The sequence below is a fragment of the Bradyrhizobium elkanii WSM2783 genome (genome assembly GCF_000472865.1).
Lineage (GTDB): Bacteria > Pseudomonadota > Alphaproteobacteria > Rhizobiales > Xanthobacteraceae > Bradyrhizobium > Bradyrhizobium elkanii_A.
Genome location: NZ_AXAP01000013.1, coordinates 128,526 through 143,521, shown reverse-complemented (window position 1 = coordinate 143,521; position 14,996 = coordinate 128,526). Strand labels below are relative to the sequence as shown.

Here is a 14,996-nt window from a genome sequence, read left to right as displayed (position 1 = left end):
TTGTCCCGGGCATCCACGTTCTTGGGCCGCGTGCGCGGAGACGCGTGGATGGCCGGGACAAGCCCGGCCACGACGGCGGAGAGAGGGCGCGCCCTCTCAACTCACTACCACCTCAACTCCCGGATCAGCGCCTTCGGCGGGTGGCCGAACAGCTCCGTCACCGAGGCCGGATCGAGCTGGTCGACGCCTTCGAACTCTTCGGAATGGATGCCGCGGGTCACGAACAGGCAGTCGATGCCAAAGCCCTTGGCGCCCGCAATGTCGGTGCGCACGGAATCGCCGATCGCCAGCACGCGATTGAGTTCGACCGGATGGCCAGCCCGTTCGGCCGCCAGTTGCATCGCGCGCTCGTAGATCGGCTGGTGCGGCTTGCCGTAGAAGATCGCTTCGCCGCCAAGCTCGCGATAGAGCTCGGCGATCGCGCCCGCGCAATAAATCAGCCGGTCGCCGCGCTCGACCACGATATCGGGATTGGCGCAAATCAGTGAAAGCTTGCGTTCGCGCGCCTTCAGCAGCATCGCGCGATAGTCTTCCGGAGTTTCAGTCTCGTCATCGAACAGGCCGGTGCAGATGATGTAATCGGCCTGTTCCAGCGGCGTCAGCGGCGCATCGAGGCCGCGATGGATCGAGGAGTCGCGCTCCGGGCCGACCCAGTGGATCTTCTTGCCGGGATGCTCGGCGACGAAATGCCGGGTCAGGTCCCCGGACGAGACGATCGCATCATAGGTCTCGTCGGCCACGCCCAATTTGCGCAATTGGCGCTGCACCGAGTCGGCCGGCCGCGGCGCGTTGGTGATCAGGATGACGGTGCCGCCCCGCTGGCGGAACGTGTGCAGCGCCTCGCAGGCCTCGGGAAACGACTCGAGCCCGTTATGCACCACGCCCCAGACGTCGGAGAGCACCACGTCGACGTCGCCAACGACATCGCGCAGCCGCTCGACAAAGTGAAGTGAGGTCATGATCGCGCGTTGCCTAGAGTGAAGTGATTGTTGTGTCGAGTGCCGTGGCCGCGGGCTCCCACCTCTCCCCAGCGGGGAGAGGTCGATTTGCTCCTGGCGATGCGAAGCATCGTCCAGCGCAAATCCGGTGAGGGGGTACAGGTCCCACGAGAGAGCGTAACCCCTCACCCGCGCCTTCGGCGCGACCTCTCCCTGTGGGAGAGGTGGGCACCTCCGAGGCGGCAACACGTTGCTCTGACCGCATCATGCCCTAGCCCGGGCCCACGACGCGGCGCGCCAGCGCGGCATTGCCGGTAACCCGCTGTGGCGGGTCGATGGTCGGGCTATTCTGGGGAACGGGAGTATTGGCGCCATTGGCTTCCTGCGGCTTGGGCGGCGAGGCCCCGGCGGTAGCAGATGCGCCTTCGGGCCGCAACGGCCGCGGCGGCGCGAACAGGAACCCCTGGCCGAACCGTACGTCGTAGTCGAGCAGGTCGACGACGGCGCGCTCGCCTTCGATCTTCTCCGCAATCAGGTCGATGCCGTAGCGGCCGAGCAGGTCGGACAGATCTGAGGGGTGAATATCCGAGGTCGAGCTCTGCCTGGGATCGAGCAACAATGCCGCCGGCACCTTGATGAAGCGCACGCCGCGATCGGCGAGCTCGCGCGGCTCGAAACGGAGGTCGCCGACGTTGTCGATCGAGAAGCGATAGCCGCGCTGCGACAGCGCGGCGAGATGCTCGCTCTCGGTCGGGCCGAGATTGCGGAAGGTCGACTGCTTGAATTCGAGCACGAAGTATGGGGCCAGCGCCCGATTGGCTTCGAGGAAATCCAGGCACTGGGTGAAATTGACGGCGTTGCCGAGCGTCGCTGCGGAGACGTTGCAGAACACGCCGACATCCTTGTTGCGGACCATCAGCCGGCGCAGCACCTGCACACAGCGCAGCATCACCATGTGGTCGATTCGCCCGATCAGGCCGCCGGCTTCCGCTGGGCCGATGAAATCGTCAGCGGCGACGATCTGATCGCGCTCGTCGCGCAGCCGCGTCACCGCTTCATAGTAGCGCACCTTGCGCTGCGGCAGCGTCACCATCGGCTGCAGGTACAGGTCGAGCCGGTTGGCCTCGATCGCATTCTTGATGGTGGTGAGCAACTGCCCCTGGCTGCGCGAGGCCTCGATGGCCTCGGCCGGAGCGGATACCGCCGGTGCCGGCGCCGCTGAGAAAACCTGTGGGGCCGTCGTCAGAGCTGCGGCCCTCCACACGGTGCCAGCTACCGGAGCTGGATCGGTAGCGCGTGGCTCCGGTTCCGGCTCTGCCGCGCGCCCACTCGAAGGCGCGCCCGCAGCGGTTGCCAGCATGTCTTCATGGCTGGCGACGGAGGCCGCAAGCTGCTTCACCAGATTGCCGAGCTCGTTGATTTCGCCGACCACGGCCTGCATGCGGTCCGCGCTGGCGGAATTGGCCGACACCACGCGGCCCTCGACGGCGGCGAGCCGCCGGCCGAATTCGGCAACCTGGCGGGCGAGATCGGCGGTGCCGCGGGAGAGGTCCGCGATCTGGCCGCCGACATCGGAGCGGTCGCGTAGCCGCAGCGACACGGCATTGTAGAGGATCATGAAGGTCAACGCGGTCAGCGCCACGATGGCCGATTCGGTTCCGCTGATGCCAGCGACCGAATAGAGCACAAGGCCAAGCGAGGCCGCGACCAGAACCATGCAGATGGCGATGAAGATCGTCGAAATGCGAATCATGTCCGCGCGTTACGCTCTCAAGTTTGGCTGTCCACCTCGGCTGTCCCACCCGGGAAAACACGGGCCTCTTAGGCGCGGTCTTGTCTGCGTTCCCCCAAGCGGGACTACTGTACCATCAAGTTTGATTCGGCAGGCTAGCGTTCTTTGGGAGGCTTACGAAACCGCCGGTCCAACCGTGTCGGCGACCTCGGCCTTGCGGGTGCCAAGCGGCTTCGGGCGGCCTATGGTTGTGTCTACCGCGGTCTGGTGCTCGATCTCCGCATTCAGCTCCGCACCCAGCAACATGATGCTGGTCGACATCCACATCCACATCATCAGCCCGATGGCCGCGCCAAGCGATCCATAGGTAGCCGTGTAGTTTCCGAAATTCGATAGATACCAGGACAGCGCCGCTGAGCCGGCGATCCAGAGCAGCGCGGAAGCCAGCGTCCCGATGCTGAGCCATTCCCAACGCGGCGCGCGGCGGCTCGGTCCATACCGGTAGAGCACCGCGAGCCCGGCCGCCAGGATCAGGAACAGCAGCGGCCATCGCCCAAGGCTGACGAGAAGCTGGCTTTCGGGCTTCAGCCCAAGACGATCGAGCAGCAGGGGAAGTACGACCACCGCGCTCACCATCACCAGGAGGGCTGCGATGGCGCTGAGGGTGAGGGCGAGCGAGATCAGGTTCAATCGAATGAAGCCGCGTGTCTCGCGCTCGTCATAGGCGACATTGAGCGCATCGATCACGGCCTTCATTCCGGCATTGGCGCTCCAGACCGCGAGCGCCAGCCCGAACAGGAAGGTCGCCCCCAATTCTCCGGTACCTTTCGCGAGCACCCGGCCGATCTGATCCTGCACGATCTGGAACGAGCCTTCCGGCAGCATTAGCGCCAATGTCTGAAGATTCCTGGTGATGGTCGAAGGATCGGCATAGAGCCCGTAAAACGAGACCAGCGCGGTGATGGTCGGGAACACCGCCAAGAGGCCGTAGAACACGACGCCTGCGGCGGTGGCGAGCAGGCGGTCGTCATTGATGCGCTGATAGCAGCGCCACAGGATGTCCTTCCAGCCCGCGAGCGGGATCTGGAGCGGGCTCTCCGCCCGGCGTCCCCTGCCGGGTTGGGCCAGTTCGCGGGCGAAACGGCCCGGCGCTCTCGCCGGGTCTATAGCGTTGTGGGCGGGCGCGGGCTTCGGATCGGGCTGAAGAAAGCGATGGACGAGAAGGAGCAGGATCGTCGTCGCCGCGATCAAGAGCCAATTCTCGCCCTGTCCGGGGCGCGCGTCGGACATCGGATTTCTCCAGCGAGGAGTTGTCCCTGGTTCGGATGAACGTGAGCCGGATTTGAATGTTCCGGAAGGCGCCGCTCCGTCGTCATTCCGAGCTCGCATAGCGCGAACCCGGAATCCATTTCGCCGCGTGCTATGCGGTTGGATGGATTCCGGGCTCGTCCTTCGGACGCCCCGGAATGACGGAGGGACGCATTGCGCAATCCTCTCCTCCGTCATGGCCGGGCTTGTCCCGGCCATCCACGTTCCTCTCCGCCCTTAGCAAAGGTCGTGGATGCCCGGGACATCTGCGCGAAGACGCGCTTCGCGCTTTTGCCCGGGCATGACGGCGTCGTACAGTTCGCGCGAATTTCCTTAAGTCAATCAACCAGATTTGCCCCGTCCAGCCCTCGCGCGAAAAACATTCCGCTTCCACCGTCGGGCAAATCAGTGATTTAACTCCGCGCGTCTCACGCGAATGAGGGGCGGGTCGCGATCGTCACGAACGTTGCGGTGAGATGCGGTGGACGGGAGTGTCACGACTGACGAGCGTGGCATTCACGGACGGCGAAGTCGTGTGGTCCTGGCGCCCCGACGCTGGCGCTAAGTTTTTTTGCGCGAAGAAATCCGCGCGAGAGGCGATGGTGGCAAGAAAGCCCGGTCACCAAGGAGAGCACGAAGGAAACCGTAACACCATCGCGCAGGGAAAGCCGGAATGCTTCGGTTGAACCTGTGGTCCTACCCCCGTGCTTTTGTTGCACGGGACCCGCGGGTGCAACCAGCACCCGGCTTTCCCTGCGCCCTCTGTTCAATGAGGGTGGAAAAGTGAAGCAAAGCTCGGGCGTGACTCGCCGCGAGAATGCGAACGCGCATCCCCAACGCCACCGTCATGCCCCGCGAAGGCGGGGCATCCAGTATCCGGCGGCCTCTCGGCTCAAGCACTGCCGTCTCTGGAATACTGGATCGTCCGGTCAAGCCGGACGATGACAGCGGAGAGTTGTTTGACATTTGAAACAGAACTCGCCTGCTTCATTGCGAGCAAAGCGCATTCCAACCTATCGCCTCACCCTGAGGAGACCGCGCAGCGGTCGTCTCGAAGGGCGAGGCCACTGTCGGGGCCTCATCCTTCGAGACGCGCGTTCCGCGCTCCTCAGAGTCAGACTCTCAGGATGAGGGTCCAGCAAAATCGAACGCTACGCCACCGCGCGGATGATCTTGCCGACCTTGTCGACGATCTCGCCGATCTGATCCTCGCTGACGATCAAGGGCGGCGTCAGGCACAGCGAGTCGCCGGCGATCCGCAGCATCAGGTCGTTGTCGTGGAAGGCGCTGTTGAGTGCGGCGAAGCCGCGCTTGCCGGGGCCATCCGCGATCGGGGCGAGATCGATGCCGGCGGTGAGGCCGACGGTGCGGATATCGACCACGTTCGGCTGGTCGCGCAGCGACATCACGGCGTCGGCGAATTTCGGCTCGAGCTTGCTTGCGCGTTCGAACAGCTTCTCCTCGCGATAGATGTCGAGCGTCGCAAGGCCGGCGGCGCAGGCCAGCGGATGGGCCGAATAGGTGTAGCCATGGGTCAGCTCGACCACGTGCTCAGGGCCATTCATGAAGGCGTCGTGGATGGCGCCGCGCACGATCACGCCGCCCATTGGAGCCGCGCCATTGGTGATGCCCTTGGCGAAGGTGATCATGTCGGGCGTCACGCCATAGCGCTCAGCAGCGAAGGCAAAGCCGAGCCGGCCATAGCCGGTGATGACCTCGTCGAAGATCAGGAGAATGCCATGTTTCTCGGTGATCTCGCGCAGCCGCTTCAGATAACCCTTCGGCGCCGGCAGCACGCCGGTCGAGCCGGCCATCGGCTCGACGATCACGGCGGCAATCGTGTTGGCGCCGTGCAGGTTGACGAGGCGCTCCAGCTCATCGGCGAAATGAACGCCATAGTCCGGCTCGCCCTTGGTGAAGGCCTGCTTCTCGCGGTCATAGGTCGCCGGCAGATGATCGACGCCGGTGAGCAGCGAGCCGAACAGCTTGCGGTTGCCGACGATGCCGCCGACGGAGGTGCCGCCGAAGCCGACGCCGTGATAGCCGCGTTCGCGGCCGATCAGGCGGATGCGGCTGCCCTGGCCGCTGATCTGGTGATAGGCCAGCGCGATCTTCAGCGCGGTGTCGGCCGCTTCCGAGCCCGAATTGCAGAAGAACACGTTGTCGAGTCCTTCGGGCGCCAGGTCGGCGATGCGGCTGGCAAGCTCGAAGGCTTGCGGGATGCCGAACTGGAACGGTGGCGCGTAGTCCATCGCCGCCGCCTGCTTGGCGATCGCTTCGGCAATCTGGGTGCGGCCATGGCCGGCGTTGCAGCACCACATGCCGGCGGCAGCGTCGATGATCTGGCGGCCGTCGACGGTGAAATAGTGCATATCCTTGGAGCCGGCGAGCAGCCGCGGCTGCTTCTTGAACGCGCGGTTGGCGGTGAACGGCATCCAATGCGCGGCGAGATCGTTGGGAACGTTGACGGCGGCGGAGCGGGGGCTCTTGTCCAGCATGGGGGCCTCGTTGATGGCGGTGAGCTGATTTGCCTTGAAAGTACCAGCTTCGCTGGGCGAGGTGAACGGCGCGAGCTGCGATATTTCAGCCGCGTTGCACTGCGTCACGCGGCGTCATCGCGCGAAGCGGACACTCGTTGCGAAGAAAAGCGTCAAACCGACGAGAGATCGGATGCACTGATCCAGAACACTTCGCCTTCGGAATCCTCGGTATCGAGCCAGAGCAGCGGCAATTGCGGATAGGCGGCTTCCAGGACCTCGCGCCCGCGGCCGATCTCGCAGAGCAGCCCACCTTCCGGAGTCAGATGCTGCGGCGCCTCGTCGAGGATGCGCCTGACGATGTCGAGCCCGTCGGCGCCGCCGTCGAAGGCAAGTTTCGGCTCGGCTCGGCATTCGCGCGGCAGCGAGGCCATGCCGAGCGCATCGACATAGGGCGGATTGGAGATGATGAGATCGTAACGCCTGCCCACGAGCGGTTTGAACAGGTCGCCCTGGTGCAGCGTCAGCCGATCCTCGAGTCCATAATCCCGGACGTTGCGCGCGGCGACCGCCAGCGCGTCCTTCGAGACATCGACCGCGTCGATGTCGGCATTCGGGAAGCTGCGGCTGGCGAGGATCGCAAGGCATCCGGAGCCGGTGCAGAGGTCGAGCACGGTCACGACGGACAAGGGATCGTCGATCAGCGAGCCACCTTCCTCGTCGCCGCCGAAATGCGAATCCAGCAGTTCGCCGATGAAGGAGCGCGGCACGATGGTGCGCTCGTCGACATAGAAGGGCAGGCCGCGCATGTAGATCTTGTTGACGAGATAGGCGGCCGGCTTCCGCGTCGCGATGCGGCGCTCGATCAGGTCGAGGATCCGCTTGCCCTCATGCGCGGTGACGCGTGCGCCGGCGAACTGATCGAACTGATCGGGATGCAGGTGCAGGGTTTCGCAGACCAGGAAAGCGGCCTCGGCCACCGGATCGGTGGTGCCGTGCGCGAACACGAGCTTTGACTCGGTGAAGCGGCTCACCGCATAGCGGACGAAATCGAGCAGCGTCTTGAGCTCGCCCGCGGCAACCTTGGGGGACTTCGCTGCAGATCGGCCGCGCTTGGCGGCCGGCGTGGGACGCTTGGCCATCAGGATTTGGTCCAGCGCGCGGCTGCCGCGTCATCATGGTCGCGCGCCTCGATCCAGCTCGATCCCCGCGCGCTTTCCTCGCGCTTCCAGAACGGCGCGCTGGTTTTCAGGTAGTCCATCAGGAATTCGGCGGCCTGGAACGCGGCCTGCCGGTGCTGCGATGCCGTCACCACCAGCACGATATTCTCGCCCGGCCTGATGCGGCCGACGCGGTGAATGACGGTAAGACCGGACAGCGGCCAGCGCGACATGGCTTCTTCCGCGTGACGCCTGATCTCGGCTTCCGCCATGCCGGGATAATGCTCCAGCGTCAGCGCCGCGATCGGCTCGCCGTTCTCGCTGCCGCGGCAGATGCCACTGAAGCTGACAACGGCGCCGATATCGGTGCGGCCCTTGCCGAGCGCGGCAATCTCCTGCGCGATGTCGAAATCGGCGTCCTGGATGCGGATGGTCGCAATCGCGGTCATGCTGTGGCTCAGCCGCCTGTCATCGGCGGAAAGAACGCGATCTCGCGCGCGCCCGATATCGCGGCGTCCTGCTGGACATGGGCGTGGTCGATCGCGGCGCGGATCACCTTCGGCTTCTCGAAGGCATAGGCGGAGGCCTCGTCGCGCCCGGCAAGCCAATCGATCAGCTCGCCAATGGTGCGGATATCGGCCGGCGGCTCGATGGTCTCCTCGGCCCTGCCGATGCGCTCGCGAACCCAGGCGAAATATTTCACCTTCATCCTTCATCCTCCTTGATGAGATGATGGATGCCGGCGCGGAAATAATCGTAGCCGGTGTAGATCGTGACGATCGCGGAGATCCACAGCAGCGCCAGCCCGATCAGCGTCACTACCGGGACCACCTGATCGCCGGCCTCGCCCGCCAGCAGGAAGCCGATCGCGACGAGCTGCACCGTGGTCTTCCATTTGGCGAGCTTGGTCACGGGAACGCTGACGCGCAGGCCGGCGAGGTATTCGCGCAGGCCCGACACCAGGATCTCGCGGCAGAGGATCACGATCGCCGCCCACAGCGTCCAGCCGTGGATGATGCCGTCCGCGGCCAGCATCAGCAGGCAGGAGGCAACCAGGAGCTTGTCGGCGATCGGGTCCAGCATCCGGCCGAACGCCGACTGCTGGTTCCAGATCCGGGCATAATAGCCGTCGAGGTAATCGGTGATCCCGGCGGCAATAAAGATCGCGACCGCCACCCAGCGCAGCCAGAGCGGGCCGTCCATGATCGCCTGCACATAGATGCAGCCGACCACCACCGGGATGGCGGCGATGCGGGCGTAGGTCAGGATATTCGGGAGGGACAGGGTCTTGGGCTGTCCCCTTGTGGTCGCCATGTTCATCCGTCTTACCAATACCGCTGAAGCGTCGAGGTCAACCGTGGGCGCATAAGATGGTCCGCTGCAGGCGACGCCTTGATGACTCCATCTCTCTAGCCCCCCGGCTGGGAGTGGAAAAACTCGAAGATCTTCCGCGCACTCTCGGCGCTGACACCGGGAACCTTGCCAAGGTCGGCGATCGAGGCGCGCTCGATCTCCTTCAGTGTTCCGAAATGATGCAGCAGCGCGCGCTTGCGCGAGGGGCCGATACCGGGAATTTCCTGTAAGCCGGCCTCACGGATGTCCTTCTTGCGCAGCTTGCGGTGCGAGCCGATCACGAACCGGTGCGCCTCGTCGCGCAGCCGCTGGATGAAATACAGCACGGGATCGCGCGGCTCCAGCTTGATGGCCTCGCGATCGGGCATGAACAGCGTTTCGCGGCCGGCGTCGCGGTCCGGCCCCTTGGCCACCGCCATCAGCGATACCTGGGTCAGCCCGAACTGGTCGAAAATCTCCTTCACCGCGTTCAGCTGCCCACGGCCGCCGTCGATGATGACGAGGTCCGGCCATTGCGGGAAGGAATCGTCGTCAGCCTTGACCTTGGCGTCCTCGCCCTCGGCGGGCTTCAGCAGCCGCTTGAAGCGCCGTTCCAGCACCTCGCGCATCATCGCGTAGTCGTCGCCAGGCGTAAGCCCTTCCGACTTGATGTTGAACTTGCGGTACTGGTTCTTCATGAACCCGTCGGGACCCGCCACGATCATGGCGCCGACCGCGTTGGTGCCCTGGATGTGGCTGTTGTCGTAGACCTCGATGCGCTTCGGCGCCTGGGGCAGGCCGAGCGTCGTGGCCATGCCTTCGAGCAGCCGGCCTTGGGTCGCGGTGTCCGCGAGCTTGCGGCCGAGCGCCTCGCGGGCATTGGTCAGCGCATGGGTGACCAGCTCTTTCTTCTCGCCGCGCTTGGGAACTGAAACCTCCACCTTGCGACCCGCCTTGACCGACAGCGCGTCGGCGAGCAGCTCGGCGTCCTCGACCTCGTGCGAGAGCAAAATGAGCTTCGGCGGCGGCTTGTCGTCGTAGAACTGCGCGAGGAAGGAGGAGAGCACCTCCTCCGGCGTGAACGATTTTTCCGCGCGCGGGAAATAGGCGCGGTTGCCCCAATTCTGGCCGGTGCGGAAGAAGAATACCTCGACGCAGGAATAGCCGCCCTCCTGATGGATGGCGAACACGTCGGCTTCCTCCACCGTGCGCGGGTTGATGCCCTGCTGCGACTGGATCGCCGACAGCGCGGCGAGGCGATCGCGGTAGAGCGCGGCGGTCTCGAATTCGAGTTCGGCGGAAGCCTTCTCCATTTCGCCGGCAAGCTCCTGCTTCACCGCATGGCTGCGGCCCGACAGAAACTCGGTCGCCTCGCGCACCAATTCGCCATAGCCGGGGAAATCGATCTCGCCGGTGCAGGGACCGGAGCAGCGGCGGATCTGGTAGAGCAGGCAGGGGCGGGTGCGGCTCTCGAAGAAGCCGTCGGTGCAGGAGCGGATCAGGAACGCGCGCTGCAGCGCCGTGATGGTGCGGTTGACGGCGCCGGCGGAGGCGAACGGGCCGAAATAGCGCCCGGGCCGCGTCTGCGCGCCGCGATGCTTGAGGATCTGCGGCGCCCAATGGTCGCCCGTGATCAGGATGTAGGGAAACGATTTGTCGTCGCGTAGCTGCACGTTGAAGCGCGGCCGGAGCTGCTTGATGAGGTTGGCCTCGAGCAGCAGCGCCTCGGTCTCGGTGGTGGTCGAGACGATCTCGACATTCACCGTCGCCGCGATCATGCGCAGGATGCGCGCCGGCAGCGGCGCGTTGGGCCGGGCATACGACGAAAGCCGTTTGCGGACGTTCTTCGCTTTGCCGACATACAGCACGTCGTTGGCCGCGTTGAGCATGCGGTAGACGCCCGGCGAGGTCGGGGCGAGCCGCACCGCATTCTCGATCGCGGCATGGCCGACCGCGAGCGTACCTTCGGCGACGGCCTCCGCCGGTTCCTCGGGAACCTCGGGCAGCCGCGCGTCCTCGTCCTCCTCCGCGGCCAACGTCGCCGGATCGACGTCGCCGGTGACGAGCGCGAGGTCCTGCGGCGGCAAGTCTGGGTTTCCGCTGTGGCGCGCTCCCTTGGGCACGGACGCCTTCGGATGGTCAGTAGAATCGTGATCCATGGGCCTAAACTAGGCGCTGCCGGCCGCCATCGCCAGCATCGGGCTCCGAGTGGAAAGCCTTGCGCCGGTAACGCTTCATTAAGATTGATGAGGGGGCGGTAACCGCCCTTAACAAGGCTTTAACTTAAAACTTTCGATAAATCTTCCCGAAAAACGAGTGAATTCCGTAACCACGCCGGCCTTCGCAACCGGCAGGTCGCGGCTGTTGCGTTCTGGAGTGGTTGCGATGAAGCGGTTTGTCGTCTTGCGCCTGCTGGCGCTGTTGGTCGGGGGATGGACGACGTCGTCAGCAGCGGCCGATTATCGCGGGCCCTATACCGTCAACCAGCCGCTCAACGCCATGAGCTGGGCAGGGCCCTATCTCGGCGGCAATTTCGGCTATGCCTGGGGTGGCGTAAATAACAACCCGACCAAGCCGTCGGGTTTCGCGGGCGGCGCGCAGATCGGCTACAACTGGACCAACGGCCCGTGGGTGTTCGGCGCCGAAGGCGACATCCAGGCCACCGGCGCGGAAGAAACCTTTGCGCCGTGGAAGTTCTCGAATCCCTGGTTCGGCACCATCCGCGGCCGCGGCGGCTACGCATTCCAGAACGTGCTCTTCTACGCTACCGCCGGCCTGGCGTTCGGCGAACTGCGGGCCGAGACTTTCGGCCTGTCGGAGTCCCAGACCAATGTCGGCTGGACCGCCGGCCTTGGCGCCGAGATGGCCTTTGCACCGAACTGGAGCGCCAAGCTCGAATATCTCTATGTCGATCTCGCCAGCAGCAACTTCATCATCACCGGCGCGTCGAACGGCTACCATTTCGGCGTCATCCGTGCCGGCGTGAACTATCACTTCTAGAGTTTTCGGTTCTGATCGAATCAGAACCGAGGCTCTAGATTCTAGTTTTGACGCGTTTTCTTCACGCGAACCGGTGTCCACTTCGCTCGAAAACGCTCTAACCAATCACTTCGAAGAATAAGAAAACGATCGACGACAACCTTCCGGCCGTCGCAGGCGGCCGGAATTTTTTTATGCCGAGCTGCCGCGCGAGATCGCGCACATGCCTGTGCGAGCGGGGCGCCGCCCGGCAAATCGTTACCCGAGACTTCAGTCCGCTTCAGCGTGAGCGCAAGAGCTCACGATGAAATCACCAGATTGACCGCCTTGGGGCCTTTGCCCTTCTTGTCTGGTTCGACGTCGAACGTAATACGCTGTCCTTCGGTCAAATCCTTTAGTCCTGCGCGTTCGACTGCGGTGATGTGAACGAACACATCGCGGCCGCCGTCGTCAGGCTTGATGAAGCCGTAGCCGCGCTCTCCATTGAAGAATTTGACTGTCCCAGTCATGGCCATCGGGAAACTCCTCCCCCGCATTGCACCGCCGCTACGCGCAACTCACGTAGCGGGTGACCGGACATTCGCTGCCGGAAGCTTGGCCACCTCAGCGGACCTGTGTCACGCCACCGACCCGCCTGGATTTTTCTTCGGCCTCGTCACTCCGCCGCAACCATTCGCGGAAGCGGAACGTAAAGCCAGTCCTAACGTGACAAGCATAATACGGTTCCGGGCAAGTTGCCTATGGTCGAGTGGGAGTTTTCAGCAACGGCGTTGGTTAAGGTTTGGGCGTCTCCAGCCTGAATCGGCCGGCGCCGCCTTGGCCCAAGGGCTTTTCTAGCTCGGGCAGGATCATTCTGAGTTCGCCGGCAAGCGTCCAGGGCGGATTGACGATCAAGAGCCCGGTCGAGACCAGTCCGCTCTCGGCTTCGCGAGGCGCGACGCTGAATTCGAGTCGCAGGCATTTGCCGGCCGGCTTGCTGTTGCCTGTCTCGAAAGCGACATGCCGTGCGAGATCGTCGGTCACGTGACGGCTTTTGACCGGATACCACAGCAGATAGCTGCCGGTCGGCCATTTGGCGAACGCCTCCGAAAAGCCTTGCGCCAGCCGCTCGAACTCGTCCTTGGCTTCAAAGGGCGGGTCGATCAGGACCAGGCCGCGCCTTTCTTTCGGCGGGACGAAGGCCGGCAGCGCGGTCCAGCCATCGAGGTCGACCACCCGCGCCTGGGCGTCGCGGCGCAGCGCGTCGATCAGGCGTCTGCGCGCCTCCGGCTCGAGCTCGCAAGCGGTGAGGCGATCCTGGGGTCGAAGCAGCGCCCGTGCGATCAAGGGCGAGCCCGGGTAGGCCTTCAGTTCGCCCGGCGGGCTGAAGGCTCTCACAATGTCGAGATAAGGCAGTACCAGCGGCAGCGCTTCGTTCGAGAATCGCGCCTGCATCACGCGCGCGATTCCGGTCAGCCATTCGCCGCCGCGCCGTGCCTCGTCGGAGGTGAGATCATAGAGGCCGGCGCCGGCATGGGTGTCGATGAGGCGGAGCGCCGCCGGCTTTTCCTGCAGATAGAGCAGGATTCGCACCAGCACGATGTGCTTGATGACGTCGGCAAAGCCGCCGGCGTGAAAGGCGTGACGGTAGTTCATGAGATATCTGCTGGTCTGTACACCGCACTTCTACTCGTCATGGCCGGGCTTGTCCCGGCCATCCACGCGGTCGCCGCTGTCACGAGGGGCCTGGATGCCTGGGGCAAGCCCGGGCATGACGATGGAGAGACTGTCTAACCGCCCCGGATCGGCGGCATCACCACCTGGTCTCGGCGGCAGGCGCGGCGATCGGTTTCCTCGCAGGCACGGAACTGCATGTCCTTGCTCATGCAGATCCTGACCTCGCTGAGTCGCTTGCTGTCGCAGGTGACCGAGATTGCCGAGCTGCTGAGGCCCGGATTGGCCTTGATGAAGGCTTCCTCGATTTCGCCGGGTGCGACCGTCTTCGGCTCCGACAATTGCAGGAATTCCTCAGGGATCTTCACCGCCGCGCGGGCCTTGCGGATGCTCTCGAAATAGGCGCGTGCGGGGAGGCCCGAGCAGGTGCCGTGCTTGTCCCATTCGTTGTAGATCAGCCCGGGCGCCGGCATCAGGTCGAGCATCGAGCTCATGACATTGCGGGCAAGGCGTGGCGCGGGCCGCTGGCAATATTCCGGAAAGCCGCGCTCATATTGCGGCCAGAGCCCATGCACCACGAAGGAGTAGGGGCGTCCGCCGCATTGGACCTGCGCCCGCCTGCCATCGCCGCGCTCGGAGGCGGCTTCGCAGAACGACGGCGACCAGGACAGCGCAAGCACGTAGAAATCGAACTCGCCCGGCGCGTTTTGTCGGCGGTGCTGGGCGCTGACCGGGCCGATCACGGCAAAAAAGGCAAGGACGGAAATCAGCAGGCGGGAAACCAAGGCCAATCGAAACATCAAGCACCCCTCACACTCGACCGCGGGCGAGCCTAGCAGGGAGACCGAACATTTCAAGAACAAAGTGTGATGCGACGCATTGCTTGAGAACAAGCGTCGCCACACCAGCCCTAAGGATCAGGGCCGGGCCGACTTGCAGGCGGGATTATAGGCCCAGTTGCGGTCCAGTCCGACCACGCACCATTCGACGCCCTGGCCGATGCTGGCAAATCCGCCATCCTCGATGATCGAGAAATGCACGGTGCGTACCTTGCCGTCGCTCAACACCGCGTCGCCCGAACAGTAGCGGCGCGGGATGTTGTCGGACTGCCAGGGACGGAAGGCAGTCTCGTGGATGCGCGAATAGCCGGTGATCACCAACGGGGAATTCCAGAATTGGCTCTCTTTTTCCTGGAACTGAGACGCGATGGTCTGCAGCGCTGCCTCGCAGGGGGCCACCCGTCCTTCGTACTTCGGTCCGGACAGCCAGAAATTCAGCTCGAGCGGATTGGCGGCGTGGGCGGTCTGGGCGGACGCCAACAGGCCAACCAGCAGGCCGAATGCGGCGCAGAGGCCAGTTTTGGTCGAGGAACGAACAGAGTTGCGCATGAGAATCCGCCGGACAATCCAATGCGCCG

Annotated in this window: 14 protein-coding genes; 1 reads left to right on the top strand and 13 read right to left on the bottom strand. The window is 64.4% G+C overall.

What is annotated here, in order from left to right; genetic code table 11:
• Positions 1–104: 104 nt before the first annotated feature.
• The 9 genes from YY7_RS0114660 to uvrC all read right to left on the bottom strand — a co-directional run bounded on the left by YY7_RS0114660 (position 105) and on the right by uvrC (position 11,106).
• Positions 105–959 carry a TIGR01459 family HAD-type hydrolase gene (locus YY7_RS0114660; protein ID WP_028163923.1) on the bottom strand — a complete coding sequence of 285 codons (855 nt, stop codon included), beginning with the start codon at positions 957–959 and terminating at the stop codon, positions 105–107.
• A gap of 250 nt (positions 960–1,209) precedes the next feature.
• Entirely contained in the window at positions 1,210–2,691 is a 1,482-nt protein-coding gene (locus YY7_RS0114655) for an EAL domain-containing protein (RefSeq protein WP_028163922.1), read from the bottom strand.
• 153 nt (positions 2,692–2,844) lie between these two features.
• The gene (locus YY7_RS0114650) at positions 2,845–3,960 is read right to left on the bottom strand and encodes a YihY/virulence factor BrkB family protein (RefSeq protein ID WP_028163921.1); all 1,116 of its coding nucleotides are present in this window, start codon (positions 3,958–3,960) and stop codon (positions 2,845–2,847) included.
• Between the two features lie 1,169 nt (positions 3,961–5,129).
• Entirely contained in the window at positions 5,130–6,476 is a 1,347-nt protein-coding gene (locus YY7_RS0114645; protein WP_028163920.1) for an aspartate aminotransferase family protein, read from the bottom strand.
• Between the two features lie 152 nt (positions 6,477–6,628).
• A complete protein-coding gene (gene prmB, locus YY7_RS0114640; RefSeq protein ID WP_028163919.1) occupies positions 6,629–7,597 on the bottom strand; it encodes a 50S ribosomal protein L3 N(5)-glutamine methyltransferase in 969 nt (322 codons plus the stop codon).
• The gene (locus YY7_RS0114635; RefSeq protein ID WP_028163918.1) at positions 7,597–8,064 is read right to left on the bottom strand and encodes a molybdenum cofactor biosynthesis protein MoaE; all 468 of its coding nucleotides are present in this window, start codon (positions 8,062–8,064) and stop codon (positions 7,597–7,599) included. Before YY7_RS0114635 ends, prmB begins: the two co-directional genes overlap by 1 nt.
• An 8-nt stretch (positions 8,065–8,072) precedes the next feature.
• The gene (moaD, locus tag YY7_RS0114630) at positions 8,073–8,324 is read right to left on the bottom strand and encodes a molybdopterin converting factor subunit 1 (protein ID WP_028163917.1); all 252 of its coding nucleotides are present in this window, start codon (positions 8,322–8,324) and stop codon (positions 8,073–8,075) included.
• Complete coding sequence (gene pgsA / locus YY7_RS0114625) at positions 8,321–8,935, bottom strand: CDP-diacylglycerol--glycerol-3-phosphate 3-phosphatidyltransferase (RefSeq protein ID WP_028163916.1); 615 nt, start codon at positions 8,933–8,935, stop codon at positions 8,321–8,323. The genes moaD and pgsA overlap by 4 nt, the downstream gene beginning before the upstream one ends.
• Before the next feature lie 89 nt (positions 8,936–9,024).
• Entirely contained in the window at positions 9,025–11,106 is a 2,082-nt protein-coding gene (gene uvrC, locus YY7_RS0114620) for an excinuclease ABC subunit UvrC (protein ID WP_028163915.1), read from the bottom strand.
• 226 nt (positions 11,107–11,332) lie between these two features.
• Between uvrC and YY7_RS0114615 the strand changes: the two genes are divergently transcribed.
• A complete protein-coding gene (locus YY7_RS0114615) occupies positions 11,333–11,947 on the top strand; it encodes an outer membrane protein (protein WP_028163914.1) in 615 nt (204 codons plus the stop codon).
• A gap of 278 nt (positions 11,948–12,225) precedes the next feature.
• Here the strand turns inward: YY7_RS0114615 and YY7_RS0114605 are convergent, their stop codons facing one another.
• The 4 genes from YY7_RS0114605 to YY7_RS0114590 all read right to left on the bottom strand — a co-directional run bounded on the left by YY7_RS0114605 (position 12,226) and on the right by YY7_RS0114590 (position 14,967).
• Positions 12,226–12,441 (bottom strand): cold-shock protein, encoded by a 216-nt coding sequence (locus YY7_RS0114605; protein WP_027581161.1) that lies wholly within the window; start codon positions 12,439–12,441, stop codon positions 12,226–12,228.
• Between the two features lie 259 nt (positions 12,442–12,700).
• Complete coding sequence (locus tag YY7_RS0114600) at positions 12,701–13,561, bottom strand: 23S rRNA (adenine(2030)-N(6))-methyltransferase RlmJ (RefSeq protein ID WP_028163913.1); 861 nt, start codon at positions 13,559–13,561, stop codon at positions 12,701–12,703.
• Between the two features lie 134 nt (positions 13,562–13,695).
• Positions 13,696–14,379 carry a ribonuclease T2 family protein gene (locus YY7_RS0114595; RefSeq protein ID WP_028163912.1) on the bottom strand — a complete coding sequence of 228 codons (684 nt, stop codon included), beginning with the start codon at positions 14,377–14,379 and terminating at the stop codon, positions 13,696–13,698.
• Between the two features lie 117 nt (positions 14,380–14,496).
• Positions 14,497–14,967 (bottom strand): hypothetical protein, encoded by a 471-nt coding sequence (locus YY7_RS0114590; protein WP_028163911.1) that lies wholly within the window; start codon positions 14,965–14,967, stop codon positions 14,497–14,499.
• Between the last annotated feature and the right edge of the window lie 29 nt (positions 14,968–14,996).

Bases quoted from the DNA above. Each gene is read 5' to 3' on its own strand.
- YY7_RS0114615 (WP_028163914.1), top strand. From the start codon at position 11,333: ATGAAGCGGTTTGTCGTCTTGCGCCTGCTGGCGCTGTTGGTCGGGGGA.
- YY7_RS0114595 (WP_028163912.1), bottom strand. From the start codon at position 14,379: ATGTTTCGATTGGCCTTGGTTTCCCGCCTGCTGATTTCCGTCCTTGCC.
- YY7_RS0114660 (WP_028163923.1), bottom strand. From the start codon at position 959: ATGACCTCACTTCACTTTGTCGAGCGGCTGCGCGATGTCGTTGGCGAC.
- YY7_RS0114590 (WP_028163911.1), bottom strand. From the start codon at position 14,967: ATGCGCAACTCTGTTCGTTCCTCGACCAAAACTGGCCTCTGCGCCGCA.
- uvrC (WP_028163915.1), bottom strand. From the start codon at position 11,106: ATGGATCACGATTCTACTGACCATCCGAAGGCGTCCGTGCCCAAGGGA.
- prmB (WP_028163919.1), bottom strand. From the start codon at position 7,597: ATGGCCAAGCGTCCCACGCCGGCCGCCAAGCGCGGCCGATCTGCAGCG.
- YY7_RS0114605 (WP_027581161.1), bottom strand. From the start codon at position 12,441: ATGGCCATGACTGGGACAGTCAAATTCTTCAATGGAGAGCGCGGCTAC.
- pgsA (WP_028163916.1), bottom strand. From the start codon at position 8,935: ATGAACATGGCGACCACAAGGGGACAGCCCAAGACCCTGTCCCTCCCG.
- moaD (WP_028163917.1), bottom strand. From the start codon at position 8,324: ATGAAGGTGAAATATTTCGCCTGGGTTCGCGAGCGCATCGGCAGGGCC.
- YY7_RS0114645 (WP_028163920.1), bottom strand. From the start codon at position 6,476: ATGCTGGACAAGAGCCCCCGCTCCGCCGCCGTCAACGTTCCCAACGAT.
- YY7_RS0114650 (WP_028163921.1), bottom strand. From the start codon at position 3,960: ATGTCCGACGCGCGCCCCGGACAGGGCGAGAATTGGCTCTTGATCGCG.
- YY7_RS0114655 (WP_028163922.1), bottom strand. From the start codon at position 2,691: ATGATTCGCATTTCGACGATCTTCATCGCCATCTGCATGGTTCTGGTC.
- YY7_RS0114635 (WP_028163918.1), bottom strand. From the start codon at position 8,064: ATGACCGCGATTGCGACCATCCGCATCCAGGACGCCGATTTCGACATC.
- YY7_RS0114600 (WP_028163913.1), bottom strand. From the start codon at position 13,561: ATGAACTACCGTCACGCCTTTCACGCCGGCGGCTTTGCCGACGTCATC.